Origin of the sequence: Streptomyces sp. CA-278952 (genome assembly GCF_028747205.1) — a bacterium.
In the GTDB taxonomy this organism is placed as follows: domain Bacteria; phylum Actinomycetota; class Actinomycetes; order Streptomycetales; family Streptomycetaceae; genus Streptomyces.
This window is the reverse complement of record NZ_CP112880.1, coordinates 6,353,930-6,377,826: the sequence shown is the minus strand read 5'-3', so window position 1 is coordinate 6,377,826 and position 23,897 is coordinate 6,353,930. Positions and strand designations below refer to the sequence as shown.

Below are 23,897 nucleotides of genomic sequence, written 5' to 3'. Positions count from 1 at the left end.
CGTTAACCTACCAAACACTTGTTAGGGAACATGGGGAACGGGAAGCCTCGGCGACGGTGCCGACCGGACGGAAGGCGGGCGCTTCATGGATCTGGCGCAGACGGCACGGACAGCAGCCCTGCGGGCCGAGGCCCGGGCCTGGCTCCGGGACCACGTACCGGCCCGGCCGCTGCCCTCCCTGGAGACCGGGGAGGGGTTCGCCGCGCACCGGGGGTGGGAGGCGCTGCTGGCCACCGGCCGGTGGTCGGCGGTCTCCTGGCCGGAGGAGTACGGGGGGCGGGGCGCGGATCTCTTCGGCTGGCTGGCGTTCGAGGAGGAGTACTGGGCGGCGGGCGCGCCGGGCCGGGTCTCGCAGAACGGGATCAGCCTCCTCGCCCCGACCCTCCTCGCCCACGGCACGGCGGAGCAGCGGGCCCGCGTGCTGCCCCCGATGGCGAGCGGCGAGGTCATCTGGGCGCAGGCCTGGTCGGAGCCGGAGGCCGGGTCGGACCTGGCGGCGCTACGGTCGCGGGCGGTGCGCACGGACGGCGGCTGGCTGCTGTCGGGGCTGAAGACCTGGTCCTCGCGGGCGGCGTTCGCGGACCGGGCCTTCGGCATCTTCCGTACGGACCCGGGGGCCGCGAGACCGCACCAGGGCCTCACGTATCTGATGTTCGGGCTGCGGGACCCCGGGGTCACGGTCCGCCCCATCGGGCGGCTGGACGGGAAGCCCGCGTTCGCCGAGGTCTTCCTCGACGAGGTCTTCGTACCGGACGCGGACGTCATCGGGGAGCCGGGGCAGGGCTGGCGCATCGCCATGTCGGCCACCGGCGACGAGCGCGGCCTCACCCTCCGCTCCCCCGGCCGCTTCCTGGCCGCCGCCGACCGGTTGCGGGCCTTGTGGCGGGAGGCGGGCGACCCGGCGGACACGGCGCTGCGGGACCGGGTGGCGGACGCGGTGATCGGGGCGCGGGCGTATCAGCTGTTCACCGCCGCCTCCGCGGCCCGGTTCACGGCGGGGACGTCGCTGGGACCCGAGTCCAGTCTGAACAAGGTGTTCTGGTCGACGTACGACATCGCGCTGCACGAGACGGCGCTCGATCTGCTGGGCCCTGACGCGGAGCTGGCGGACACGGCGTGGGCGGAGGGGTACGTCTTCGCGCTCGCGGGCCCCGTGTACGCCGGGACCAACGAGATCCAGCGGGACATCATCGCCGAGCGGCTGCTCGGCCTGCCGAAGGGACGGCGCTGATGCGTTTCCTCCTCGACGACGAGCAGCGGGAGTTCGCCCGGTCGCTGGACGCGATGCTCAACGCGGCCGGCACACCCTCGGTCCTGCGGGCGTGGGCCGCCGGGGACCACGCGCCGGGGCTGGCCCTGTGGGGGCGGCTCGCGGACGCGGGAGTGTTCGCGCTCGCGGTCCCCCAGGCGTACGGAGGCCTGGGGCCGCTCCCCGTGGAGGTGGCCGTGGCCTGCGTCGAGCTGGGGCGGCACGCGGTGCCCGGACCCGTGGCGGAGACCCTGGCGGCCGGGATGCTGCTGGGCGGGGCCGGCGGACCGGCGGCCGAGGAGTGGCTGCCCCGGATCGCCTCCGGCGGGGCGGTGGTCTCGCTGCGGCTGGCGGGGCACGGGCCGTACGCCCTGGACGCGGACGCGGCGGACGCGGTGTTCACGGTGGACGGCGACGAACTGCGGCTCGCGCCGGGACCCGGGGAGCCGTCGGCGTCGGCTGATCCGGCGCGGCGGCTGTTCCGGCCGGAGGCGGGCGGCGAGGTGGCGGCGGCCGGTCCCGCAGTGCGCGAGGCGGCGCGGGCGGCGGGCGATCTGGCGGCGTTCGCCACAGCGGCCCTGGCGCTGGGCTGCGGGGAGGAGCTGCTGCGGGCGACCGTGGCGTACGTGAAGCAGCGCACCCAGTTCGGGGTGCCCGTCGGGTCCTTCCAGGCGGTCAAGCACCGGCTCGCGGACACCCTCCTCGGCCTGGAGTTCGCGCGCCCGCTGCTGTACGGGGCGGCAGTGGAGTTGGCCGGCGGATCGGCCGGGGCGGGAGCGGCGGTCGCGGCGGCGAAGGCGGCGGCGGGCGAGGCGGGGTACGCGGCGGCCCTCACCGCGCTCCAGTCGCACGGCGCGGTCGGCTACACCGAGGAGCTGGCCCTCGCGTGGTGGCTGCGCCGGGCCCGGCCGCTGCGGGACGCCTGGGGGACGCCGTCCGCCTGCCGGGCCCGGGTGCTGGCGGGCTGAGGGCCGGGCGCGCGCCGTCCCGGGTCCGGGCTCCGCCCCGGTTCAGGAGTCGTCGGCCGGCGGGGTGTCGTCGCCGGTGCGGCGCACGGTGCGCAGTGGCTGCCCGGGACGCCAGGACCGGATGACCAGCGCCTCGCCGTCGAGCCCGATGCGGACCACCTCGGTCAGCTCCGCCCGGAAGAGGTGGAAGGGCTCCGGCGGGGTCACCTCCTCGATGAAGCGGGCGATCACCTGCGGGTCGGTGATCTCCACGGCCCGGCCGCTGACACGGACGTCCCCGTCGTTCAGCTCGGCGTCGGGCCCGGGGTTGGCCTGGAGCGCGAAGCGCGGATCGCGCCGCAGGTCCAGGGCCTTGCGGGAGTTCGGCATCATGCCGAGCAGCAGCTCACCGAAGCGGAAGTCGGCCTCCAGACCGGTGACCCGGGGTGAGCCGTCCTTCCGCAGGGTGGCCAGGACGTGGTGCTTGTAGAGCCGGAAGCGGGCTCGCACGGTGTCGGCGAACTCGGGCTCGGCGGCGGCGAAGCCGTCCCAGGAGACAGGCGCGTGCGAAGGCGATGAAGACGTCATGGATGCCATGGAACACCGGATACCCGACAGCTCCTGTCGGTATTTGCGCGCGACAGGCGGACGAATTTCGGCGAGGCGCATCACATCGAACGCCATCACGCCACGGCGTCACCGTCACACTGCCTTACCGCGTCACCACGTCACCGCCGCCCGGCCCTACCGCGTCACCGCCCGCACCGCCTCGGGCGTGGTTCTCCGGAGCCGGCCGGGTGAGCCTCAGCATGACCTCGTCGTACTCCTCGTCGACGCGGCGGCTCTCCTCCACGAAGCCCATCCGGGCGTAGAAGCTCCGGGCCCCCGTGTTCTTCTCGTACACCTCCAGGGCCAACGCCCCGTGCAGCGCCGCCGCGTGGTCGACCAGGCGTCGGCCCACCCCGGTGCCCTGTGCCTCCGGGGCCACGAAGAGGCCGCCGATCTCGGCGTCCAGGAGCCCCAGGAGGGCCACCACACGGCCGTCCGTCTCGGCGACCCAGTTCTCGGCGTGGACGAGATAGATCTCGCGCATCTTGCGGGCGCGCTCGCCCTCGCCCTCGCCGGGGATGAAGGGATGCGCCAGGCTGCCGGCACGGGACCAGACGTCCACCGCCGCGTTCTCGTCCTCGGCGGCATAGCGGCGGATCACGGCGGTTTCGGATGCGTTTTCGGGCATGTCCGCGACCGTAACCCGCGGCGGGGCGATCGGCAGCCGAGTTTCCCGCTCACGCAAGCCCCTGGGGTCCGCCGGGGCAGGCCGGTCACACGTCCGAGAACGTGATGAGCACCGCCTGGCCCATCGTCCGCAGGACCCCGGGCGACGCCCCGGCGGCCAGCACCGCGTCGTAGCGGTCCAGCCGGATGCCCCCGCCCTCCAACTCCGCGCCGTCGTCCAGGGAGACGGCCAGCACCGCGCCGCCCTCCGGCGGCAGCAGGCGGACCGTGCCGCAGACGACGGCGGTCTCCGCCCGCGTACGGGCCCTGCGGTACATGACGTTGAGATTGACGACGGGGCCGCCCAGCAGGAAGCCCTGGGTGGGCAGATCGCCGGGGAAGCCGTGCGGCCACAGCGGCTCGTCGACGATGTGGTGCTCGCCGCCGACGACGAGGTCCATGCCCGCGCCCTCGACCACGGTCAGCACGCGCTCCACGCCCGGGAAGGCGGAGAACGGCCCGTCGGCGGTGACGTCCGCCAGGCTCACCCGCCAGTCGAAGGCGTCCGTCCCGGCGCCCTCGGGGCCGGTGGCGATCTCACGAACGGTCCCGCCGCCGTTCTTCCACGGGGCGGGCGCGCGGTCGGCGGCGCGCAGGATCCGTACCGTCATCGGACGATCCCCTGCTCCCGGGCGGCGGCCAGCCAGAGCGGGAACTCGGCGACGAGCCGGTCGTACAGCTCGGAGTCCGGGACCTTCCGGGGGTCCTCGCCGGCGTGGAAGTATCCGGCGTTGTCGACGGCCCGCTTCGCGGGGACGGCCAGCTCGTCGAGCTTGCGGAGGAAGTCGAACTGGCTGCTGCGGGTGTTGCCGAAACCGACGAACTGCCAGAACAGGGGCAGCTTCGCGGCCTTGCAGAGGTAGCGCTCCGCGGCGAGCTTGTTGATCGGCCCGCCGTCCGTCTGGAAGACGACCAGGGCGGGCGCGGTGGAGCCGCTGTCGAGGTAGTGGTCGATGACCGCGTCCATCGCCAGGTGGTAGCTGGTCTTCCCCATGTGCCCGAGGCCCGCCCAGATCTCGTCGATCCGGCCGCGGTGGTTGTCGAGGGCGATGTCGGTGACCGCGTCGACGTCGGTGGAGAAGAAGACGACGGGCACCGTGCCGTCGTCGTCGAGGTTGGCCGACAGGCCCAGCACCCGGTCGGCCAGCGCCTGGACGCTGCCGTCGTTGTAGTACGGCTTCATCGAGCCGGAGTGGTCGAGGACGAGGTAGACGGCCGCGCGGTGACCGCCGAGGCCGTGCTTCTCCAGCGAAACCCCGGCGCTCGTGTAGTGGCCGACCAGGGCCGGAGCGGTCTCCCGGACCTTGGTGAGGCTGATGGCCGGGCCGGTGCCCACGGCCGTGTTCGCACCCTGCATGGCGGCCCCCTGTTCTCTGCTCCGCGGACCTTGAGCGTAGGCCACCGCCGGGCCCCGGGCACACGGCCCACCGCACCGGTTCGCTATCTTGATCGCCGCCGCCCCCACCGGCCCCGTTGCACATCCCCAGTGAAGGAGCCGGCCATGGAGGCCGCCGCCACCGCGTGTTACCGCCATCCGTCCTACGAGACGTATGTCCGCTGCACCCGTTGCGACCGCTACATCTGCCCGGACTGCATGAGGGAGGCCGCTGTCGGCCACCACTGCGTGGAGTGCGTGAAGGAGGGGCAGCGCTCGGTGCGCCAGGCCCGCACGGTCTTCGGCGGTGCGGTGTCCCGGGCGACGGCGCCGATCGTGACGTACGTCCTCATGGCACTCAACGTCCTGGTCTACCTCGGCGAGGTGGCCAGGCCGGAGATCGTGGACCGGTTCGCGGTACTTGGGGCGGCGCTCACGGGGCCGGACGGCGAGCAGTACTACTACCGGGGTGACACGTATCCCGGGTACGAGCTGACGGGCATCGCGGACGGGGAGTGGTACCGGCTGGTGACCGGGGCCTTCCTGCACCTTCCGCCGGACGCCTCGTTCGGGGTGATGCACCTGGTGTTCAACATGTTCGCGCTGTGGAACATCGGCCGGGCGGTGGAGGGCCAGCTCGGAAGGACCCGCTACTTGGCGCTGTACCTGCTGTCGGCGGTGGGCGGTTCGGTCCTGGTGTACCTGCTGGCCCCCGACACCTCGACGGTCGGCGCCTCCGGTGCGGTCTTCGGGCTGGCCGCCGCGTACTGGGTCATTCATCGGCGGCTCGGCCGTGACATGGCGGCCGTCAACCGTTTCATGGCCGGATTCCTGCTCTGGATGCTGATCTCGGCCGCGTTCACGTCGTGGCAGGGTCACCTGGGCGGGCTGCTGACCGGGGCACTGGTGACGTACGGGCTCGCCTTCGCACCGGCGAAGCTGCGGGTGTGGCCGGTCCAGCTCGCGGGCGGGCTGGTGCTGGCGGGCCTGTTCGCGGTGGCGGTGGTACTGAAGACCTCGGCTCTGACGGGCGGCTGAGGCCAGTCGGCGCTGAGGCCAGTCGGCGCTGAGGCCGGGCCCCGGAGCGGGAGCCCGGCCCCGGACGCGCCACGGCGCCCGCTGGAGTCCGGTCGGGGACAGGCAGGCGCCGCGTTCAGTTCCGTACGCCGTTGTACGGGACGTCTTGTGGGGGCTCCCCCGGGCCGCGTGGCCCAGGGGGAACCCGGGTGGTGCTCAGACCAGCAGGGACCGGTCCGTCGGGCGGATCGGGGCGTGCAGAGCGCTGGTCCCGGTCAGGAAGCGGTCCACTCCGCGGGCGGCGGAGCGGCCCTCGGCGATCGCCCAGACGATCAGCGACTGGCCGCGTCCCGCGTCACCGGCGACATAGACGCCGTCGACGTTGGTCGCGTAGTGCTCGTCGCGGGCGACGTTGCCGCGCTGGTCGAGCTCCAGGCCGAACTGCTGGACCAGACCGTTGGACTGGTCGGTTCCGGTGAAGCCCATGGCGAGGGTGACGAGCTGCGCGGGGATGCGCCGCTCCGTGCCGGGCTTCTGCTCCAGCTTACCGTCCTTGAACTCGACCTCCACCAGGTGGAGGGCCGCGACGTTGCCGTCCTCGTCGCCCTCGAAGTGGGTGGTGGAGACGGAGTAGACCCGCTCGCCGCCCTCCTCGTGCGCGGAGGTGACCTTGTAGAGCATCGGGAAGGTCGGCCACGGCTGGTTGGCGTTCCGGTCCTCGCCCGGCTTCGGCATGATCTCCAGCTGGGTGACGGAGGCCGCGCCCTGGCGGTGGGCGGTGCCCACGCAGTCGGCTCCGGTGTCGCCGCCGCCGATGACGACGACGTGCTTGCCGCCGGCGTGGATCGGGGCGACGGTCAGGTCGCCCTCCTGCACCTTGTTGGCGAACGGCAGGTACTCCATCGCGAAGTGGATGCCGCCCAGCTCACGGCCGGGAACGGGCAGGTCGCGGGAGACGGTGGCGCCGGCCGCGATGACGACCGCGTCGTAGCGGCGGCGGAGCTTCGCGGCGTCGATGTCCTTGCCGATCTCCACCTCCGTACGGAACTTGGTGCCCTCCAGGCGCATCTGCTCGATGCGGCGGTTGATGTGCGACTTCTCCATCTTGAACTCGGGGATGCCGTAGCGGAGGAGGCCCCCGATGCGGTCCGCGCGCTCGTAGACGGCGACGGTGTGGCCGGCCCGGGTCAGCTGCTGGGCGGCGGCGAGTCCCGCCGGGCCCGAGCCGATGACCGCGACGGTCTTGCCGGAGAGGCGCTCGGGCGGCTGCGGGGTGACGTCGCCGCTGTCCCACGCCTTGTCGATGATGGAGACTTCGACGTTCTTGATGGTGACGGCGGGCTGGTTGATGCCGAGCACGCACGCCGACTCGCAGGGGGCCGGGCACAGCCGCCCGGTGAACTCCGGGAAGTTGTTCGTGGCGTGCAGCCGCTCGGAGGCCGCGGTCCAGTCCTCGCGGTAGGCGTAGTCGTTCCACTCGGGGATGAGGTTTCCGAGCGGGCAGCCGTTGTGGCAGAACGGGATGCCGCAGTCCATGCAGCGGCCGGCCTGCTTGCTGATGATCGGGAGCAGCGAGCCCGGAACGTAGACCTCGTTCCAGTCCTTGACGCGCTCGGCCACGGGGCGGGTCTGGGCGACCTCGCGTCCGGTGGTCAGGAAGCCCTTGGGGTCAGCCATGGGTTGCCGCCTCCATCATCTTCTCGGTGGTCTCCTGCTCGGAGAGACCGGCGAGCTCAGCGGCGTCCTTGGCGGCGAGCACTGCCTTGTACGTGGTCGGGATGATCTTGCTGAAGCGGGTCACGGCGGTGTCCCACTCGGCGAGGAGCTTCTCGGCGACGGTGGAGCCGGTCTCCTCGTGGTGGCGGCGCACGACGTCGTGCAGCCACTGCCGGTCGGTGTCGTCCGGTTCCTCGACCGCGCCGAGGTTGCCGACGTTGACGTTGTCGCGGTTCAGGTCGATGACGTACGCGACACCGCCCGACATACCGGCGGCGAAGTTGCGGCCGGTCTCGCCGAGGACGACGGCCTGGCCGCCGGTCATGTACTCGCAGCCGTGGTCGCCGACGCCCTCGGAGACGACGAGCGCACCGGAGTTGCGGACGCAGAAGCGTTCGCCGGTGCGGCCGCGCAGGAAGACCTCGCCGCCGGTCGCGCCGTAGCCGATGGTGTTGCCGGCGATGGTGGAGTACTCGGCGAGGTGGTCGGCGCCCCGGTCGGGGCGGACGATCACCCGGCCGCCGGAGAGGCCCTTGCCGACGTAGTCGTTGGCGTCGCCCTCCAGGCGCAGGGTCACCCCGCTCGGCAGGAACGCGCCGAAGGACTGGCCGGCCGAGCCGGTGAAGGTGATGTCGATGGTGTTCTCGGGCAGGCCCGGACCACCGAACTTCTTGGTCACCTCGTGGCCGAGCATGGTGCCGACGGTCCGGTTGATGTTGCGGATCGCGACCTGGGCGCGGACCGGCTGGGCGGCCTCGGGGGTCTCGGCCCCGAGCGCGTCGGCGGCCAGCTTGATCAGCTGGTTGTCGAGCGCCTTCGTCAGACCGTGGTCCTGCTCGACGATGCGGTGGCGGACCGCGCCCTCGGGCAGCTCGGGGACGTAGAAGAGCGGGGCGAGGTCGAGGCCCTGCGCCTTCCAGTGGGTGATCGCCCGGTCGGTGTCGAGGAGCTCGGCGTGGCCGACGGCCTCCTCGACGGTGCGGAAGCCCAGCTCGGCGAGGATCTCGCGGACCTCTTCGGCGATGAACTCGAAGAAGTTGACGATGTACTCGGCCTTGCCGGAGAAGCGGTCGCGGAGCACCGGGTTCTGGGTGGCGATGCCGACCGGGCAGGTGTCCAGGTGGCAGACGCGCATCATGACGCAGCCGGAGACGACGAGCGGCGCGGTCGCGAAACCGAACTCCTCGGCGCCGAGGAGCGCGGCGATGACGACGTCGCGGCCGGTCTTGAGCTGGCCGTCGGTCTGCACGACGATGCGGTCGCGCAGGCCGTTGAGGAGCAGCGTCTGCTGGGTCTCGGCGAGGCCGAGCTCCCAGGGGCCGCCCGCGTGCTTGAGCGAGGTGAGCGGGGAGGCGCCCGTTCCGCCGTCGTGGCCGGAGATGAGGACGACGTCCGCGTGGGCCTTGGAGACACCGGCGGCGACCGTGCCGACGCCGACCTCGGAGACCAGCTTCACGTGGATCCGCGCCTGGGGGTTCGCGTTCTTCAGGTCGTGGATCAGCTGGGCGAGGTCTTCGATGGAGTAGATGTCGTGGTGCGGCGGCGGCGAGATGAGGCCGACGCCGGGCGTCGAGTGCCGCGTCTTGGCGACCCACGGGTAGACCTTGTGGCCGGGCAGCTGGCCGCCCTCACCGGGCTTGGCGCCCTGGGCCATCTTGATCTGGATGTCGTCGGCGTTGACCAGGTATTCGCTGGTCACACCGAAGCGGCCGGAGGCGACCTGCTTGATGGAGGAGCGGCGCGCCGGGTCGTACAGCCGGTCCGGGTCCTCACCGCCCTCCCCGGTGTTGGACTTGCCGCCGAGCTGGTTCATCGCGATGGCGAGCGTCTCGTGCGCCTCGCGGGAGATGGAGCCGTACGACATGGCGCCGGTGGAGAAGCGCTTGACGATCTCGGAGGCCGGCTCGACCTCGTCGAGGGAGATCGGCTCGCGGCCGGAGTCGAAGCCGAAGAGGCCCCGGAGCGTCATGAGGCGCTCGGACTGCTCGTTCACCCGCTCCGTGTACTGCTTGAAGATGTCGTAGCGCCGGTTGCGGGTGGCGTGCTGGAGGCGGAAGACCGTCTCGGGGTCGAACAGGTGCGGTTCGCCCTCGCGCCGCCACTGGTACTCGCCGCCGATCTCCAGCGCGCGGTGCGAGGCCGCGATGCCGGAGGCGGGGTACGCCTTGGTGTGCCGGGCGGCCACCTCCTTGGCGACGGTGTCCAGGCCGGCGCCGCCGATCTTGGTGGCGGTGCCGTTGAAGTACGTCGCGACGAAGGCCTCGTCGAGGCCGACGGCCTCGAAGACCTGGGCGCCGCGGTAGGAGGCGACGGTGGAGATGCCCATCTTGGACATGACCTTCAGGACGCCCTTGCCGAGCGCGTAGATCAGGTTCCGGATGGCCTGCTCGGCTTCGATGTTCTCGATGAAGGTGCCGGCGCGGACCAGGTCCTCGACGGACTCCATGGCGAGGTACGGGTTGACCGCGGCGGCGCCGTAGCCGATGAGCAGCGCGACGTGGTGGACCTCGCGGACGTCCCCGGCCTCGACCAGCAGGCCCACCTGGGTGCGCTGCTTGGTGCGGATGAGGTGGTGGTGGACGGCGGAGGTGAGCAGCAGCGAGGGGATCGGCGCGTGCTCGGCGTCGGAGTGCCGGTCGGAGAGGACGATCAGGCGGGCGCCGTCCTCTATGGCGGCGTCGACCTCGGTGCAGATCTGCTCGATCCGCGCGGCCAGCGCGTCGCCTCCGCCGCCGACCCGGTAGAGACCGGAGAGGGTGGCGGCCGTCATGCCCGGCATGTCGCCGTCGGCGTTGACGTGTATCAGCTTGGCGAGCTCGTCGTTGTCGATCACCGGGAAGGGCAGCGTGACGCTGCGGCACGCGGCGGCCGTCGGCTCCAGGATGTTGCCCTGGGGGCCCAGCGAGGAGCGCAGCGAGGTGACGAGCTCCTCGCGGATGGCGTCCAGCGGCGGGTTGGTGACCTGGGCGAAGAGCTGGGTGAAGTAGTCGAAGAGCAGCCGGGGGCGCTCGGAGAGCGCGGCGATCGGCGAGTCGGTGCCCATGGAGCCGAGCGGTTCGCCGGCGGTGCGGGCCATCGGCGCGAGGATGACGCGGAGCTCTTCCTCGGTGTAGCCGAAGGTCTGCTGGCGGCGGGTGACCGAGGCGTGGGTGTGCACGATGTGCTCGCGCTCGGGCAGGTCGCTCAGCTCGATCTCGCCGGTCTCCAGCCACTCCTGGTAGGGCTGCTCGGCGGCGAGGGACGCCTTGATCTCGTCGTCCTCGATGATGCGGTGCTCGGCGGTGTCGACGAGGAACATCCTGCCGGGCTGGAGGCGGCCCTTGCGGACGACCTTCGCGGGGTCGATGTCCAGGACGCCGACCTCGGAGGAGAGCACCACGAGGCCGTCGTCGGTGACCCAGTAGCGGCCGGGGCGCAGACCGTTGCGGTCGAGGACCGCGCCGACCTGGACGCCGTCGGTGAAGGTGACGCAGGCCGGGCCGTCCCAGGGCTCCATCATCGTGGCGTGGTACTGGTAGAACGCGCGCCGGGCCGGGTCCATGGAGTCGTGGTTCTCCCACGCCTCGGGGACCATCATCAGCACCGAGTGCGGCAGCGAGCGCCCGCCGAGGTGGAGCAGCTCCAGGACCTCGTCGAAGGAGGCGGAGTCGGAGGCGTCCGGGGTGCAGACGGGGAAGATCCGGTCGAGCTGCGCCTGGCCGAAGAGTTCGGAGGCGAGCTGGGACTCGCGGGCCTTCATCCAGTTGCGGTTGCCCTTGACCGTGTTGATCTCGCCGTTGTGCGCGACGAAGCGGTAGGGGTGGGCCAGCGGCCAGCTGGGGAAGGTGTTGGTGGAGAAGCGGGAGTGGACCAGCGCGACCGCGGAGGCGAAGCGGCGGTCGGAGAGGTCCGGGAAGAACGGCTCCAGCTGCCCGGTGGTGAGCATGCCCTTGTAGACGATGGTGCGGGCGGAGAGCGAGGGGAAGTACACCCCGGCCTCACGCTCGGCACGCTTGCGCAGGACGAAGGCCTTGCGGTCCAGGACGATGCCGGTGGACTCGCCGTCGGCGACGAAGACCTGGCGGAAGGTGGGCATGGTGGCGCGGGCGCCGTTGCCGAGAAGTGCGGGGGTGACCGGGACGTCGCGCCAGCCGAGGACCGTCAGGCCCTCCTGCGCGGCGATGTGCTCGACCGTCCGGACGGCCTCGGCGGAGTCGTCCGCGGGGAGGAAGGCGATGCCCACGGCGTACGAGCCGGCCTCGGGGAGTTCGAAGGAGGTCTCGGCGCGGAGGAAAGCGTCCGGGACCTGGCAGAGGACGCCGGCGCCGTCGCCGGAGTCGGGCTCGGAGCCGGTGGCGCCGCGGTGTTCGAGGTTGCGCAGTACGGTCAGCGCCTGCTCGACCAGCTCATGGCTGGCCACACCGGTCAGAGTGGCCACGAACCCGACACCACAGGCGTCGTGTTCGTTACGGGGGTCGTACATCCCCTGCTGGGCGGGGCGACCGTCCATGGGCGACCAGGCGTCGATACGCATCGGCTCTCCCGTCGTCGTCGTGGCATTTGCGGTGCCGAGGGACGACGTTGGCCCTCTGCGAAATTTCGTGCAGGTTACATGATGGGGCGCTTCTCAAGAAGCGGAAGGCGTGTTCCAACATGCGGACACCGTGGTGACCGGAAGTGACTGGGTGACCAGAGGTGACCGGCTTGACCAGGGGGTGGGTCGCGGTCGGAACAATCGGCGCCCGGGGGACCCGCAGAGAGCAGGCGTCGTTGCCTGCGGTGCCTACGGCTCATTCCCGGTGGCGAGGAGAACGAAACCACCGAGTTATGGCTACTTATGTGTAGCCCTGCATAGCGTCTCATTTTACGGCCGCTCCGCGCCCTCCGCCCAGAGGTGCGCGTCACGACGTACGTCACACCGGGGCCGCCGACGCAGGCACCGGGCAGGGGTGGAAATGACGCTGGTGGGACCCATTTCCCCTTGCTAGGTTCAGGGGCGTTTGTCCACGCACAACAGGGGGGAACTCATGCGCAGAGTCAAGATCATCGGTATCGCTCTCGTGCCCACGCTCACACTGACGCTCGGCGTCGTCGGCGCGGGCGTCACCACAGCCCTCGTCGTGGGTGCTCCGGCGGCCCTCGCCGCCGAGCGGGCGTGGGGGACGTCCGCCGCACTGACGGACGAACGCGGCGCCAACACCGGCGCGGGCGTGAAGGTCACGTCGGACGGCACCGCCGTCACGGTGTGGACCAGCGGTACCGCCGACGGCCCGCAGGAGCTGTGGGGCGCCACCCGCCCGGCCGACGCCACCACGTGGAGCGCCCCGGTCCGTATCGCCGCCGATCAGGAACGCGTGTCCGGCGTGTATCTGGTCACGGGCCGGGACGGCTCCGCCACCGTCGCCTGGGACCGCTTCACGTCGGAGCGCTTCGACTCGCACAGCACCTCGACGCTTCTGCCCGGCGCCGAGGCCTGGACGGCGCCCGCACCGATCACGTCCGCGCCCTTCGGGTCCGACCTCATGCTGCTGAGCGGCCCCGGCGGCCGCATCACCGCTGTCTGGAACGGCAATCCGACCCCCGGGGAGGACGAGAGCGACGTGGGGGTGTTCGCCTCCGACCTGCCGAGTCCGGGAGCCGGCTGGTCGGACGCCGTGCAGATCAGCAGCGGGTCCGCCTACGAGCTGCGCGCGGCGACGGCGGGCGACGGCACGGTGACCGTCGCCTGGCAGGCCGTCATCTCCGGACCGGAAGCGCTGCGCGTGTCGACGCGGGCAGCGGGCTCGGCCGACTGGAGTGCACCCGAGGTCATCAGGAACGGCAACTCGACGCCGATCGAGCTCGACGTGCAGGCGGCGGTCGACGGTGCGGCCCTGGTCAGCTGGTCGGGGATCAGCTCCGCCCGCTCCTTCGTCTACCGCCCAGCCGGCGGCACGACGTGGGGCCGGGCCGAGTACCTTCCCCCGGAAGAGAGCACGAGCACCACCACGCCGCCGCAGCTCGAAGCGGACGGCCGGGTGACGGCGTTTTGGGCATTCGAGAGCACTGGTCTCCGGACGGCGACCCGCGCGGTGAACGGCACGTGGTCGCAGACCCGCACGGTGGCCGAGGAGCGCGAAGGGTTCAGGGTCTGGGGCGGCCCCAGCATCGGCCAGGACGGCACGTTCGCCATCATGTGGGAGACATTCGAGAACGACCTGTGGGCGCTGACGCGCTCGGACGGCACCTGGCACTATCCCGTACACGTCGGTCGCCTCGATCCCTACACGGACGGCTCCGTCGCCGCCGGTACGGACGGCCGCGCCGTCGCCGTATGGAACAAGCAGCTCGGAATGACGGGCGACCACTACCCGATCGAACAGGTCTGGGCGACGGCCACCGGAGCGGCGAAGCCGTCGCGCCGGGACCACGTCGGCGACGACCGCTTCCCGGACCTGTACGCACAGGGGACGAACGGCTCGCTGCGCGTGTACCAGGGCGACGCGGCGGGGAAGGTGTCAACCTTCGCCGACGGCGGGACCTGGCCCGCGACGTCCACACTGATCCCCTTCGGGGACCTCGACGGCGACGGGGCGAACGACACCCTGGTGACGGACGAGGCGGGCGGCCTGTACCGCCACAGCCCGCAGCGGGGCCGCGTCATAACGCCCCAGACCCCGGCGGCGAAGATCGGCAGCGGCTGGAAGCCCTTCGACAGCCTGACCTACTCCGGCGACTTCACCGCGGACGGCCGGCCCGACCTGGTGGCCCGGGAGACCGCGACCGGCGACCTCTACCTGTACGCGGGCACCGTCGGCGGCGGCCTCACCCGCACGGGCAGGATCGGCACCGGCTGGAAGAACCTGACCATCGTCGGCGCGGGTGACCTCAACGGTGACAAGCACGCCGATATCGTCACCCGCACCGCCAACGGCGACCTCTACCGCTACGCCGGCACCGGCAAGGGCACCATCGGCAACGGCGTGAAGTTCGGCACCGGCTGGGGCGGGATGGCAGACATCGTCGGCATCGGCGACCTCACCGGCGACGGCGCGGACGACGTTCTGGCCCGCACGACGGGCGGCGACCTCTACCGGTACGCCGGCAACGGCACGGGGGGCGTCGGCGCGGGGGTCAAGATCGGCACCGGCTGGAAGAGCTTCGCCGGTATCCGGTAACGATCGCGTGCGCACGGCGGAGGCACGGCCCGTGGCGGGCCGTGCCTCCGCCGTGCACCGGAGAAACCCGTCACCGGGTGAAACGCGTACGCCGAAGCAACCTGTATGCCGCAGAATGCCGGCCGTACAGCCCGGGGAGACGCTCGTCACCCGACGGCGACGCCGAACAGGGTGCCGAGTCCGTACGTCATCGCCGCCGCCGCACCACCCAGGGCGAGCTGGCGCAGCCCGCTGAACCACCAGGTGCGGGCGGTCACCCGGGCCACCACCGCACCGCAGGCGAACAGGCCGATCAGCGCGAGGAGCACCGCGGGCCACAGGGCGCTCGCGCCGAGGAGGTAGGGCAGGACGGGCAGCAGGGCGCCGAGCGCGAACGCGCCGAACGAGGAGACGGCGGCCACGAGCGGCGAGGGCAGGTCGCCGGGGTCGATGCCCAGCTCCTCGCGGGCATGGATCTCCAGCGCCTGCTCCGGGTCGAGCGACAGCTGCCGGGCGACCTCGCGGGCCAGCGGGGCGTCCACGCCTCGGGACTCGTACAGAGCGGCCAGCTCGGCCATCTCGTCCTTGGGGTGCTTGCGGAGCTCACGGCGCTCGACGTCGAGCTCGGCCTCGACCAGCTCACGCTGCGAGGCGACGGAGGTGTACTCGCCCGCCGCCATGGAGAAGGCGCCGGCCGCGAGCCCCGCCAGGCCGGTGATCACGATGGTCTGCTGGGAGACCGCGCCGCCCGCGACACCGGTCATCAGGGCGAGGTTGGAGACCAGACCGTCCATCGCGCCGAAGACGGCGGGGCGCAGCCAGCCGCCGTTCACATCCCGGTGGGTGTGGTTGTCCCGGTGCGCCTCGTGCAGGACGGCTTCGGTCTCGATGATGGCCACGGCGTGCTTCTCCCCTTCGCTCCGGCGGGCCGTCACCCCGCCATTTCCCGCTGAATACAACTTTCGACAAAGTCCAAACTACGCTGTCCGGGTGACCTCCGCCAGCAAGCCAGGCCTGGCTAACCACCCCTCTGACCTGCGAAGAAAGGCCAGCCTTAGCTATCTGGCCCCTCATCCGCCTGGCCCCTTTCCCCACCTTTTCCGCCTCCCTCCGCCCTCCGCGTGGCACAGATGCGACAGGGCCCGGAAACGGAATCGGATCCGGACCCGGATGCGGATGCACACCGCCGGACGAGCGAAGGGCGACGCGATGAACACGGCCGTCGGCAATGACCGGGCCAGGGGTGCGCTGCTGGGACTGGCGGTCGGGGACGCGCTCGGCGCCCCGGCGGAGAACCTGCGGCCCTCCGAGATCCGCCGCCGCTGGGGGCGGATCGAGGGCTTCGTGAGCGATGATCCGGCGGGCACCGACGACACGGAGTACGCGATCTTCTCCGGGCTGCTGCTGGCCCGGCACGGTTCGGCGCTCGACGTCTCCCATGTGGAGCGGGCCTGGCACCACTGGATCGCCGATCTGGACGAGGGCCCGTTCCGGGGGGCCGGGTTCAGCGAGCGCGGCACGCTGGAGAACCTGCGCCGGGGCCTCGCCGCCCCCATCTCCGCCCAGCACCGGCATGCCTGGAGCGACGGGCTCGCGATGCGGGCGGCCCCCTTCGGGGTCTTCGCGGCGGGCCGTCCCGCCGAGGCGGCCCGGCTGGTCGCGGTGGACGGCCGGGTCAGCCACGAGGGCGAGGGGATCTACGGGGGCCAGGCGGTGGCCGCCGGGGTGGCGGCGGCTATGGTCGGCTCGGGCCTCGCCTCGGTGATCGCGGCCGCGCTCTCGGTGGTCCCGATGGACTCCTGGACGGCCCGGTCGCTGCGCCGGGCGGTGGCGGCGGCCCAGCGGCCCCACCCCGACCGGCTCACGATGGAGCGGGCGGTGCGCTCGGCGGTGGTGATCGCCGGCTACCCGTGGACGGACCTCGCGCCGGAGGCGGTGGGCCTGGCGTTCGGGGCGTTCACGGCGGCGCGCGGGGACTTCCGGACGGCGGTGCTCACGGCCGTCAACATGGGCCGCGACGCGGACACCACGGCGGCGGTGGCGGGCGCCCTGGCCGGTGCGCTGAACGGGGAGAGTGCCATCCCGCCGGACTGGGCGGGCGCCATCGGCCCGGTCCGGGGCAGCTGCCTGCCCTCGATGCGCGGCTACCACGTGCTGGACATCGCGGAACTGCTGACCCCGGAGGACCCGGACGGGACCGCACCGGCGGGGTTCCCGCAGGAGCGGGGCGGCGGCGAGCCGTCGGCCGTATGGGACCTGGCGGCGGTGGCGGCTCCCTTCGAGCCCGTACGGAACATGGCGTCCGCGGCGGCCTCCTCACTGCCCGCGCGGGAGGACCGGCGATGACGACGGCAGGCGGGGCGACCGGAGGCGGACCAGCCGTGACCACACCACGCGGAGGCCCCGCGGGAGACCCGGCGGGAGACCCGACGGAGACGGCACGCGACGCGGCCGGACCGACGGCCGTCCCGGGGAGCCCGGGGACGAGGACGGGGACGGGGACAGGGGCGGGGACAGGGACGGCCGTCCCCGGGCTCCCCGCCCCCTCCCGCCGCGCCCGGATCGAGGGGCTGCTGCTCGGTCTCGCGGCGGGCGACGCCGCCGGTTGGCCCGCCGCCCGGCACCGGGCGGCCCGGATGCCCGAGTGGACCCGGCGGCTCACCCGGGAGCTGGACACCTTCGCCGAGCAGAACGCCACCACCACGTTGCCGGTGCCCATCGCCCTCAACCAGCCTCCCGAACCGCTGCGGCTCGGCCCGTCCGACGACGCCGAGTGGGCCGCGTTCGCCGCCCGCACGGTGCTGGCGGCGGCGGCCGACGACGCGGTGGGCCTGGCCCCGGGCCGCCGGATGCGGGACGCGGTCGACCGGGCCTGGAACGCGCTGGCCGCCACGGTCGCCGCCGCCAGCGCCCGGGCCCCCGAGGTCGAGGCCGCGGTGCTCCCGCTGCGGGCCCGGATCTCGGTGCGGGCCGGGCTCGGCAACCTGGCCGCCGGGCTGCGGCCGCCCGCCACCGGGCACGACAACCCGCACTACTTCGACGACGCCGCCTGCGTGCGGGCCGCCGTCCTCGCCGTGGTCCACCCGGGCGACCCGGACGAGGCGGCGGCGCTCGCCGAGTTCGACGCCCGCTACACCCAGGACGGCGACGGGGTACACGGGGCACGGGCCGTGGCCGCCGCGATCGCCGTGGCGCTGGCCGGGGCGGACGTCGACACCGTGGTGAACGCGGCCCTCGACCGGCTCCCCGAGGGCACCGAGATCGCCCGCAACGCCGTGCACGCCGTCCGCCTGGCCCGGGAGTTCGCGGACGAGCCCGCCGGGGCGTTCGCCCTGGTCCCGGTGTTGGAACACCAGATCGTGGACCACGTCTACAGCTACGGGATCGCGGCGGCGGAGACCGTGCCCGTCGCCCTGGCCCTCACCACCGCGGCCCGGGGCGAGATCGCCCAGGCGGTCCCGGCCGCCGCCTGCCTGTCCCGGGTCGCGGACTCCGCGCCCGCCCTGGCCGGCGCGCTGACCGGGGCGATCGGCTCGGTCACGGCCGTGCCGGCGGGCTGGCGCGAGGCGTGCCGGACGCTGGCGGGCTGTGCACTGCCCCGGCTCGCGGGCACGGACCTGATCGAACTCGCCGGGCTGCTGGCAGCCACGGAACCGGCCACCTCGGGTGGACAATTCCGGCATGACGCCCACAACAGCCATGGAAGCCGCTCTCTCGGCCCCGCACCTCTCCTCCCCCACCACGCCCGGACTCGATGAACGCGTCCGCCGGGCCCTCGTCGGAGCCGCCGTCGGCGACGCCCTCGGCGGCCCGGTCGAGGGCTGGACCCCCGACCAGATCGCCGAGCGCCACGGCGGCCGGGTGACCGGGATCGTCGGCCCCTGGTTCGGCGAGGACTGGCGCACCGCGCGCCCCATCGCCCCATATCACAAGGGCGACGGGCACGTCACCGACGACACCCTGATGACCCACGCCCTGATCCGGGTCTACGACCGGGTCCGCGACCACCTCGACGCGTACGCCGTCGCGGACCACCTCGTCCCGGACCTGCTGTCGCCCCGCTGGATCCCCGAGCTGGAGGCGGACGCGCTCCCCCTCCAGCGGATCTTCCTGGCGGAGAAGTGGATCGTGGCCCGGCTGCACTACGGGCACGTGGACCCGCGGGAGGCCGGTGCGGGCAACATCGTCAACTGCGGGGCGGCGATGTACATGGCGCCGGTCGGCCTGGTCAACGCCGGCCACCCGGAGGCCGCGTACGCCGAGGCGCTGGAGGTCGCGGCCCCCCACCAGTCCTCCTACGGCCGGGAGGCCGCCGGGGTCTTCGCCGCCGCCGTCGCCGCCGCCTGCCGCCCGGGCGCCACCCCCGGCACCGTGGTCGACGCGGCCCTCTCCACGGCCAGGGACGGCACCCGGTCCGCGATCGAGGCGGTGGCCGAAGTGGCCGTGCGCCACGAGGACTTCGAGACCGCGCTCGCCCCGCTGCGGGCGGCCGTGGAGCCCTTCGACACGGTCGGCCCCGACTACCGGAGCCCCTCGCTCGGCGCGCGCCGCCCCTCCCGGCTGCACGCCATCGAGGAACTGCCCATCGCGCTGGGCATGTTGCTGGTCGGGTGCGGTGACTACCGGCGCACGGTGCTCGGTTCGGTGAACTACGGGCGGGACTGCGACTCCATCGCGACGATGAGCGGGGCGATCGCGGGCGCCCTGGGCGGCGAGGTCCCCGCCGACTGGGCCGCCACGGTCGCGGAGGCGAGCCGACTGGACCTGGACACCCCGGCGAGGGTGCTGGCACAGGTCGCCCGGGAGGTCTTCGCCCGGGACCTGGAGCGCCGCCGGGCCCATGAGCAGGCGTTCGGCGCACTGGCCGGTGAGCGGTGAACGTCCGCCTCACCTGGGTGCAGCCCGAGGACCTGGTCGGCCACGAGCTGCGGCAGGCCGCACAGGACGGCCGGGACGCCCGGGAGATCGAGGAGCGGTGGTACGCGGCCGGGGGCGACCCCGCCCCGGCCCGGGCAGGCGCATCCGAGCCGGCCGCACCGCCGCGCCTGCGTGCGCTGGCCGAACGACTTCTCGACGAACTCGCCCTGCTGGCTTCGCCGTTGGCGGCCGATGAGCCGACCGGGCTGGACGAGATCGTGGCCGCCTGCCCGCACTGGCCCGGCCCGGTGGACAGCGCACCCGCCGTCGGCCGGGACCGGCTGCACGCGGCGTGGCTCGGCCGGGCGGCGGGCTGCCTGCTCGGCAAACCGGTCGAGAAGCTGCCGCTGGAGGGCATCCGCGCCCTGGCCCGCGCCACCGGCGACTGGCCCCCGACCAGCTGGTTCACCGCACACGGCGTACCGGCCGAACTGCTGGCCGCCCACCCCTGGAACCGCCGCTCGGCATCCACGTCCCTGGCCGAGAACATCGACGGCATGCCGGAGGACGACGACCTCAACTATCCGCTCCTCACCCTGCTGTTGCTCCAGCGGCACGGCCGCTCCTTTACCACCGCGGACCTGGCCCGGCTCTGGCTGGACGAACTCCCGGCGGGCCGTACGTTCACCGCCGAGCGGATCGCGTACGGCAACCTCCTGGCGGGCGTCGAGCCCCCGGAGACCGCGCGCCGCCGCAACCCGTTCCGGGAGTGGATCGGCGCGCAGATCCGGGCCGACGTGCACGGCTGGACCCACCCCGGCGACCCGGCCGGAGCCGCCGCACAGGCCCACCGCGACGCGGTCCTCACCCACACCGGCAACGGGGTCTACGGCGCGATGTTCACAGCGGCGGCCCTCGCCGTCGCGGCCGGCGGCGAGAGCGATGTGCACGGCTGTCTGGCCGCCGGGCTGCGGGTGGTGCCGCCGCACTCGCGGTACGCCCGCGCGATCCGCCTCGGCATCGAAACGGCCCGTACGGAAAGGGAGTTCGACACCGTCGTGGACCGGCTGCACGCCGTCTACGCGGACACCCACCACTGGGTGCACGTGCTGCCCAACGCCGCGCTGCTGGCCGCCGCCCTCACCCACGCCGACGGCGACTTCACCCGGGGAATCGGCCTCGCGGTCTCCGGCGGCTGGGACACCGACTCCAACGGGGCGACCGCCGGATCGCTGGCCGGACTCCTGGCGGGCGGGCCGGACGCCCTGCCCGAACACTGGACGGCCCCGCTGAAGAACCGGCTCACCACCTCCGTACCCGGCTACGACCGGACCGGGTTCGACACCCTCGCCGCACTGACCCACCAGGAGGCTCTGCGCCCATGACCCGCATCGCGGTGCTCGGCAGCACCAACATGGACCTCGTCGCGTATACGCCCCGCGCCCCCGGGCGCGGCGAGACCGTCACCGGCCGGGAGTTCCGGACGGTCCCCGGCGGCAAGGGCGCCAACCAGGCCGTCGCCGCCGCCCGCGCGGGCGGGGAGGTGACGATGATCGGCGCGGTCGGCGACGACGCCTACGGCGTCCTGCTGCGCGACGGCCTCGAACACGCGGGGGTGGACACCGACCTCCTGCACACCGCCGAGGGCCCCAGCGGCACCGCGCACATCGTGGTGGACGACACCGGGGCCAACGCGATCGTGGTGGTCCCCGGCGCGAACGGCGTCGTCACCGCGCTGGGGCCCGGGGAGATCGCCGCGATCGCCGCAGCCGATCTGCTGCTGATGCAGCTCGAACTCCCCCTGCCCGCCGTCGTCGAGGGAGCCCGCGCGGCCCGGGCCCAGGGGGTACGGACCATCCTCACCCCTTCGCCCGCACAGCCCCTGCCCGATGAACTCCTCGACCACATCGACCTGTTGGTGCCAAACGAGCACGAGGCCGCCGAGCTGTCCGGGCAGGCCGAACCGCACGCCGCCGCCCAGATCCTGCTCCGCCGGGTGCCCGAGATCATCGTCACGCTCGGCGCGAAGGGCTGCCTGTACGCGGCCCGGGGCGGCGAGCCGGTGCTCTTCGCGGCACCTTCGGTGACCACCGTCGACACGACCGGCGCCGGGGACACCTTCGTCGGGGCGCTGGCCGTGGCGCTCGGCGAGGGGCGGCCGGTGGCCAAGGCCGTGGCGTTCGCCTCCTCGGCCGCCGCGCTCTGCGTCCAGAAGCCCGGCGCGTCCACGTCCATGCCCTACCGCAGCGAGATCGAGGCCTCATGAGCGCCACCGCAGCAGGACCCCTGACCGGGCTGAGCGTCATCGACCTGGCCACCCTCTTCGCCGGACCGCTCGCCGCCACCATGCTCGGGGACTTCGGCGCCGATGTGATCAAGGTCGAGCACCCCCGCAAGCCGGACCCCTCGCGCGGGCACGGGCCCGCCAAGGACGGGATCGGCCTGTGGTGGAAGCTGCTCGGCCGCAACAAGCGCAACCTGACCCTCGACCTGTCCGCGCCCGGCGGCCGGGACGTGCTGTTGGAGCTGGCCGCCGGGACGGATGTGATCATCGAGAACTTCCGGCCCGGGACCCTGGAGCGCTGGGGCCTGGGCCCCGAGGAGCTGCACGCCGTCAACCCGCGTCTGGTGCTGGCCAGGGTCACCGGCTTCGGCCAGTTCGGGCCGTACGCCCACCGCCCCGGCTTCGGCACCCTCGCCGAGGCGATGAGCGGCTTCGCGGCGATGACCGGGGAGCCGGACGGGCCGCCGACGCTGCCGCCGTTCGGGCTCGCGGACTCCATCGCGGCGCTGGCCACGGCGTACGCGGTGATGGCCGCGCTCGCGGGGCGCGAGAAGACCGGCGAGGGGCAGGTGGTGGACCTGGCGATCATCGAGCCGATCCTCACCGTGCTGGGACCGCAGCCGCTCTGGTACGACCAGCTCGGTTACGTCCAGCCGCGCACCGGCAACCGCTCCCGCAACAACGCCCCGCGCAACACCTACCGCACCGCCGACGGCCACTGGGTCGCGGTCTCCACCTCCGCCCAGTCCGTCGCGGAGCGGGTGATGCGCCTGGTCGGCCGCCCCGACCTGATCGACGAACCCTGGTTCGGCGCGGGCACCACCCGGGCCGAGCACACCGAGGAGCTGGACGCGGCCGTGGGCCACTGGATCTCGCGGCACAGCCGCGAGGAGGTGCTGGGCGGCTTCGAGAAGGCGGAGGCGGCCGTCGCCCCGGTCCACGACGTACGGGAGGTGATGGAGGACCCGCAGTACCGGGCGCTGGACACCGTCACCGAGGTCGACGACCCGGAGCTGGGGCCGCTGCGGATGCAGAACGTCCTCTTCCGGCTCTCGGAGACCCCCGGCCGGATCCGGTGGGCCGGCCGGCCGCACGGTGCGGACACCGAGGAGATCCTGGCCCGCCTCGGCCTCTCGGAGACCCGGATCGCGGCGCTGCGGGACCAGGGGGCGCTGTGACCGGCCGGCCGATCCCCGCCCCGCCGTTGCCCGAGGGCCCGCCGCCACCCGCCGGACGGCCGCCGCTGACCTGGCTGTACGTGCCCGGGGACCGGCCGGAGGTGGTGGCCAAGGCGCTGGGCAGCGGGGCGGACGTGGTGATCGTCGACCTGGAGGACGCCGTCGCCCCGGACCGTAAGGAGTACGCGCGCTCCGCCACCGCCGAACTCCTCGGCGACCAGGTCACGGCGGCCCCGGACGCGGTGCCGGTCCATGTCCGGGTGCACGGCGAGGACGACATCCGGGCGCTGGCGGAGCTACCGGGCCTGACCGCGTTCCGGCTGCCGAAGATCACCCATGCGGTCTCGGTGTCCCATGTGGCGGCCTTGGCCCCGGGCGTGGCGCTGTACCCGCTGTTGGAGTCGGCGCTCGCGATCGAGCACGCGTACTCGATCGCCTCGGCCCATCACGCCGTGCACGGCATCGCCCTGGGCGAGGCGGATCTGCGGGCGGATCTGGGCGTACGGGAGGACGCCGGGCTCGACTGGCCGCGCAGCCGCGTCGTGGTGGCGGCCCGGGCGGCCGCGCTGCCACCTCCCGCGCAGTCGGTCTTCCCGGACATCCGGGACCTGGACGGGCTGTGGACGTCGTGCGGGCGGGGACGGGCGCTCGGGATGCTGGGCCGGGCGGCGATCCACCCGCGCCAGCTGCCGGTGATCGAGCGGGCGTTCCGGCCGACGGCCGAGGAGATCGAGGCGGCCGAGGAGATCGTCGCGGCCTCGGCGGTGGAGGCCGGGGCGCTGGCGCTGCCGGACGGGAGGTTCGTGGACGCGGCGGTGGTGGCGTCCGCCCGCCGGACGATCGCGCTCGCCGGGCGGGCCTGAGACTGCGGGCCCGCCCGGCGA

Annotated in this window: 18 protein-coding genes; 11 read left to right on the top strand and 7 right to left on the bottom strand. The window is 73.2% G+C overall.

All coding sequences use genetic code 11. The features are described 5' to 3' along the window. Positions 1–85: 85 nt before the first annotated feature. Positions 86–1,231: an acyl-CoA dehydrogenase family protein gene (locus tag N7925_RS28200; protein ID WP_274345552.1), complete on the top strand. Its 1,146-nt coding sequence runs from the start codon at positions 86–88 to the stop codon at positions 1,229–1,231. Continuing rightward, positions 1,231–2,217 carry an acyl-CoA dehydrogenase family protein gene (locus tag N7925_RS28195; protein WP_274345551.1) on the top strand — a complete coding sequence of 329 codons (987 nt, stop codon included), beginning with the start codon at positions 1,231–1,233 and terminating at the stop codon, positions 2,215–2,217. Before N7925_RS28200 ends, N7925_RS28195 begins: the two co-directional genes overlap by 1 nt. 42 nt (positions 2,218–2,259) lie before the next feature. Here the strand turns inward: N7925_RS28195 and N7925_RS28190 are convergent, their stop codons facing one another. From N7925_RS28190 to N7925_RS28175, 4 genes are all read right to left on the bottom strand, one after another. Beyond that, complete coding sequence (locus tag N7925_RS28190) at positions 2,260–2,793, bottom strand: pyridoxamine 5'-phosphate oxidase family protein (protein ID WP_274345550.1); 534 nt, start codon at positions 2,791–2,793, stop codon at positions 2,260–2,262. A gap of 115 nt (positions 2,794–2,908) precedes the next feature. Beyond that, complete coding sequence (locus N7925_RS28185) at positions 2,909–3,433, bottom strand: GNAT family N-acetyltransferase (RefSeq protein ID WP_274345549.1); 525 nt, start codon at positions 3,431–3,433, stop codon at positions 2,909–2,911. A gap of 85 nt (positions 3,434–3,518) precedes the next feature. Then, complete coding sequence (locus N7925_RS28180; RefSeq protein WP_274345548.1) at positions 3,519–4,082, bottom strand: HutD/Ves family protein; 564 nt, start codon at positions 4,080–4,082, stop codon at positions 3,519–3,521. After that, positions 4,079–4,828: a vWA domain-containing protein gene (locus N7925_RS28175; RefSeq protein ID WP_274345547.1), complete on the bottom strand. Its 750-nt coding sequence runs from the start codon at positions 4,826–4,828 to the stop codon at positions 4,079–4,081. Before N7925_RS28175 ends, N7925_RS28180 begins: the two co-directional genes overlap by 4 nt. Before the next feature lie 144 nt (positions 4,829–4,972). Here N7925_RS28175 and N7925_RS28170 point away from each other — a divergent pair, with 144 nt between their 5' ends. Next, positions 4,973–5,884 carry a rhomboid family intramembrane serine protease gene (locus N7925_RS28170; RefSeq protein WP_274345546.1) on the top strand — a complete coding sequence of 304 codons (912 nt, stop codon included), beginning with the start codon at positions 4,973–4,975 and terminating at the stop codon, positions 5,882–5,884. A gap of 195 nt (positions 5,885–6,079) precedes the next feature. Here N7925_RS28170 and N7925_RS28165 read toward each other — a convergent pair whose 3' ends face one another. Together N7925_RS28165 and gltB are read right to left on the bottom strand one after the other, a co-directional pair. Further along, positions 6,080–7,540, bottom strand: a complete 1,461-nt coding sequence (locus tag N7925_RS28165; RefSeq protein ID WP_274345545.1) for a glutamate synthase subunit beta — start codon at positions 7,538–7,540, stop codon at positions 6,080–6,082. Continuing rightward, entirely contained in the window at positions 7,533–12,092 is a 4,560-nt protein-coding gene (gene gltB / locus N7925_RS28160; protein WP_265602209.1) for a glutamate synthase large subunit, read from the bottom strand. Before gltB ends, N7925_RS28165 begins: the two co-directional genes overlap by 8 nt. A gap of 493 nt (positions 12,093–12,585) precedes the next feature. On the opposite strand from gltB, the gene N7925_RS28155 reads away from it, so the two are divergent. Further along, positions 12,586–14,715 (top strand): FG-GAP repeat domain-containing protein, encoded by a 2,130-nt coding sequence (locus N7925_RS28155; protein WP_274345544.1) that lies wholly within the window; start codon positions 12,586–12,588, stop codon positions 14,713–14,715. A gap of 146 nt (positions 14,716–14,861) precedes the next feature. Here the strand turns inward: N7925_RS28155 and N7925_RS28150 are convergent, their stop codons facing one another. Further along, positions 14,862–15,593, bottom strand: coding sequence for a VIT1/CCC1 transporter family protein (locus N7925_RS28150; protein ID WP_274345543.1), 732 nt, complete (start codon positions 15,591–15,593; stop codon positions 14,862–14,864). 310 nt (positions 15,594–15,903) lie between these two features. Between N7925_RS28150 and N7925_RS28145 the strand changes: the two genes are divergently transcribed. Genes N7925_RS28145 through N7925_RS28115 form a run of 7 tightly spaced genes read left to right on the top strand, consistent with a single transcriptional unit; the run spans position 15,904 to position 23,876 of the window. Then, entirely contained in the window at positions 15,904–17,040 is a 1,137-nt protein-coding gene (locus N7925_RS28145) for an ADP-ribosylglycohydrolase family protein (RefSeq protein ID WP_274346568.1), read from the top strand. Continuing rightward, entirely contained in the window at positions 17,037–18,452 is a 1,416-nt protein-coding gene (locus N7925_RS28140) for an ADP-ribosylglycohydrolase family protein (RefSeq protein WP_274345542.1), read from the top strand. Before N7925_RS28145 ends, N7925_RS28140 begins: the two co-directional genes overlap by 4 nt. Then, positions 18,376–19,572 carry an ADP-ribosylglycohydrolase family protein gene (locus N7925_RS28135; protein WP_265602205.1) on the top strand — a complete coding sequence of 399 codons (1,197 nt, stop codon included), beginning with the start codon at positions 18,376–18,378 and terminating at the stop codon, positions 19,570–19,572. Before N7925_RS28140 ends, N7925_RS28135 begins: the two co-directional genes overlap by 77 nt. Then, the gene (locus tag N7925_RS28130; RefSeq protein ID WP_274345541.1) at positions 19,569–20,936 is read left to right on the top strand and encodes an ADP-ribosylglycohydrolase family protein; all 1,368 of its coding nucleotides are present in this window, start codon (positions 19,569–19,571) and stop codon (positions 20,934–20,936) included. The genes N7925_RS28135 and N7925_RS28130 overlap by 4 nt, the downstream gene beginning before the upstream one ends. Beyond that, positions 20,933–21,817, top strand: coding sequence for a ribokinase (rbsK, locus tag N7925_RS28125; RefSeq protein WP_274345540.1), 885 nt, complete (start codon positions 20,933–20,935; stop codon positions 21,815–21,817). The genes N7925_RS28130 and rbsK overlap by 4 nt, the downstream gene beginning before the upstream one ends. Further along, entirely contained in the window at positions 21,814–23,013 is a 1,200-nt protein-coding gene (locus tag N7925_RS28120) for a CaiB/BaiF CoA transferase family protein (protein WP_274345539.1), read from the top strand. The genes rbsK and N7925_RS28120 overlap by 4 nt, the downstream gene beginning before the upstream one ends. Beyond that, positions 23,010–23,876: an HpcH/HpaI aldolase/citrate lyase family protein gene (locus N7925_RS28115; protein WP_274345538.1), complete on the top strand. Its 867-nt coding sequence runs from the start codon at positions 23,010–23,012 to the stop codon at positions 23,874–23,876. The genes N7925_RS28120 and N7925_RS28115 overlap by 4 nt, the downstream gene beginning before the upstream one ends. Positions 23,877–23,897 lie beyond the last annotated feature (21 nt).

What these genes read in the sequence shown, in the direction of transcription:
- N7925_RS28200 (WP_274345552.1), top strand. Translation starts at nt 86, where the DNA reads ATGGATCTGGCGCAGACGGCACGGACAGCAGCCCTGCGGGCCGAGGCC.
- N7925_RS28195 (WP_274345551.1), top strand. Translation starts at nt 1,231, where the DNA reads ATGCGTTTCCTCCTCGACGACGAGCAGCGGGAGTTCGCCCGGTCGCTG.
- N7925_RS28190 (WP_274345550.1), bottom strand. Translation starts at nt 2,793, where the DNA reads ATGGCATCCATGACGTCTTCATCGCCTTCGCACGCGCCTGTCTCCTGG.
- N7925_RS28185 (WP_274345549.1), bottom strand. Translation starts at nt 3,433, where the DNA reads ATGCCCGAAAACGCATCCGAAACCGCCGTGATCCGCCGCTATGCCGCC.
- N7925_RS28180 (WP_274345548.1), bottom strand. Translation starts at nt 4,082, where the DNA reads ATGACGGTACGGATCCTGCGCGCCGCCGACCGCGCGCCCGCCCCGTGG.
- N7925_RS28175 (WP_274345547.1), bottom strand. Translation starts at nt 4,828, where the DNA reads ATGCAGGGTGCGAACACGGCCGTGGGCACCGGCCCGGCCATCAGCCTC.
- N7925_RS28170 (WP_274345546.1), top strand. Translation starts at nt 4,973, where the DNA reads ATGGAGGCCGCCGCCACCGCGTGTTACCGCCATCCGTCCTACGAGACG.
- N7925_RS28165 (WP_274345545.1), bottom strand. Translation starts at nt 7,540, where the DNA reads ATGGCTGACCCCAAGGGCTTCCTGACCACCGGACGCGAGGTCGCCCAG.
- gltB (WP_265602209.1), bottom strand. Translation starts at nt 12,092, where the DNA reads ATGCGTATCGACGCCTGGTCGCCCATGGACGGTCGCCCCGCCCAGCAG.
- N7925_RS28155 (WP_274345544.1), top strand. Translation starts at nt 12,586, where the DNA reads ATGCGCAGAGTCAAGATCATCGGTATCGCTCTCGTGCCCACGCTCACA.
- N7925_RS28145 (WP_274346568.1), top strand. Translation starts at nt 15,904, where the DNA reads ATGAACACGGCCGTCGGCAATGACCGGGCCAGGGGTGCGCTGCTGGGA.
- N7925_RS28140 (WP_274345542.1), top strand. Translation starts at nt 17,037, where the DNA reads ATGACGACGGCAGGCGGGGCGACCGGAGGCGGACCAGCCGTGACCACA.
- N7925_RS28135 (WP_265602205.1), top strand. Translation starts at nt 18,376, where the DNA reads ATGACGCCCACAACAGCCATGGAAGCCGCTCTCTCGGCCCCGCACCTC.
- rbsK (WP_274345540.1), top strand. Translation starts at nt 20,933, where the DNA reads ATGACCCGCATCGCGGTGCTCGGCAGCACCAACATGGACCTCGTCGCG.
- N7925_RS28120 (WP_274345539.1), top strand. Translation starts at nt 21,814, where the DNA reads ATGAGCGCCACCGCAGCAGGACCCCTGACCGGGCTGAGCGTCATCGAC.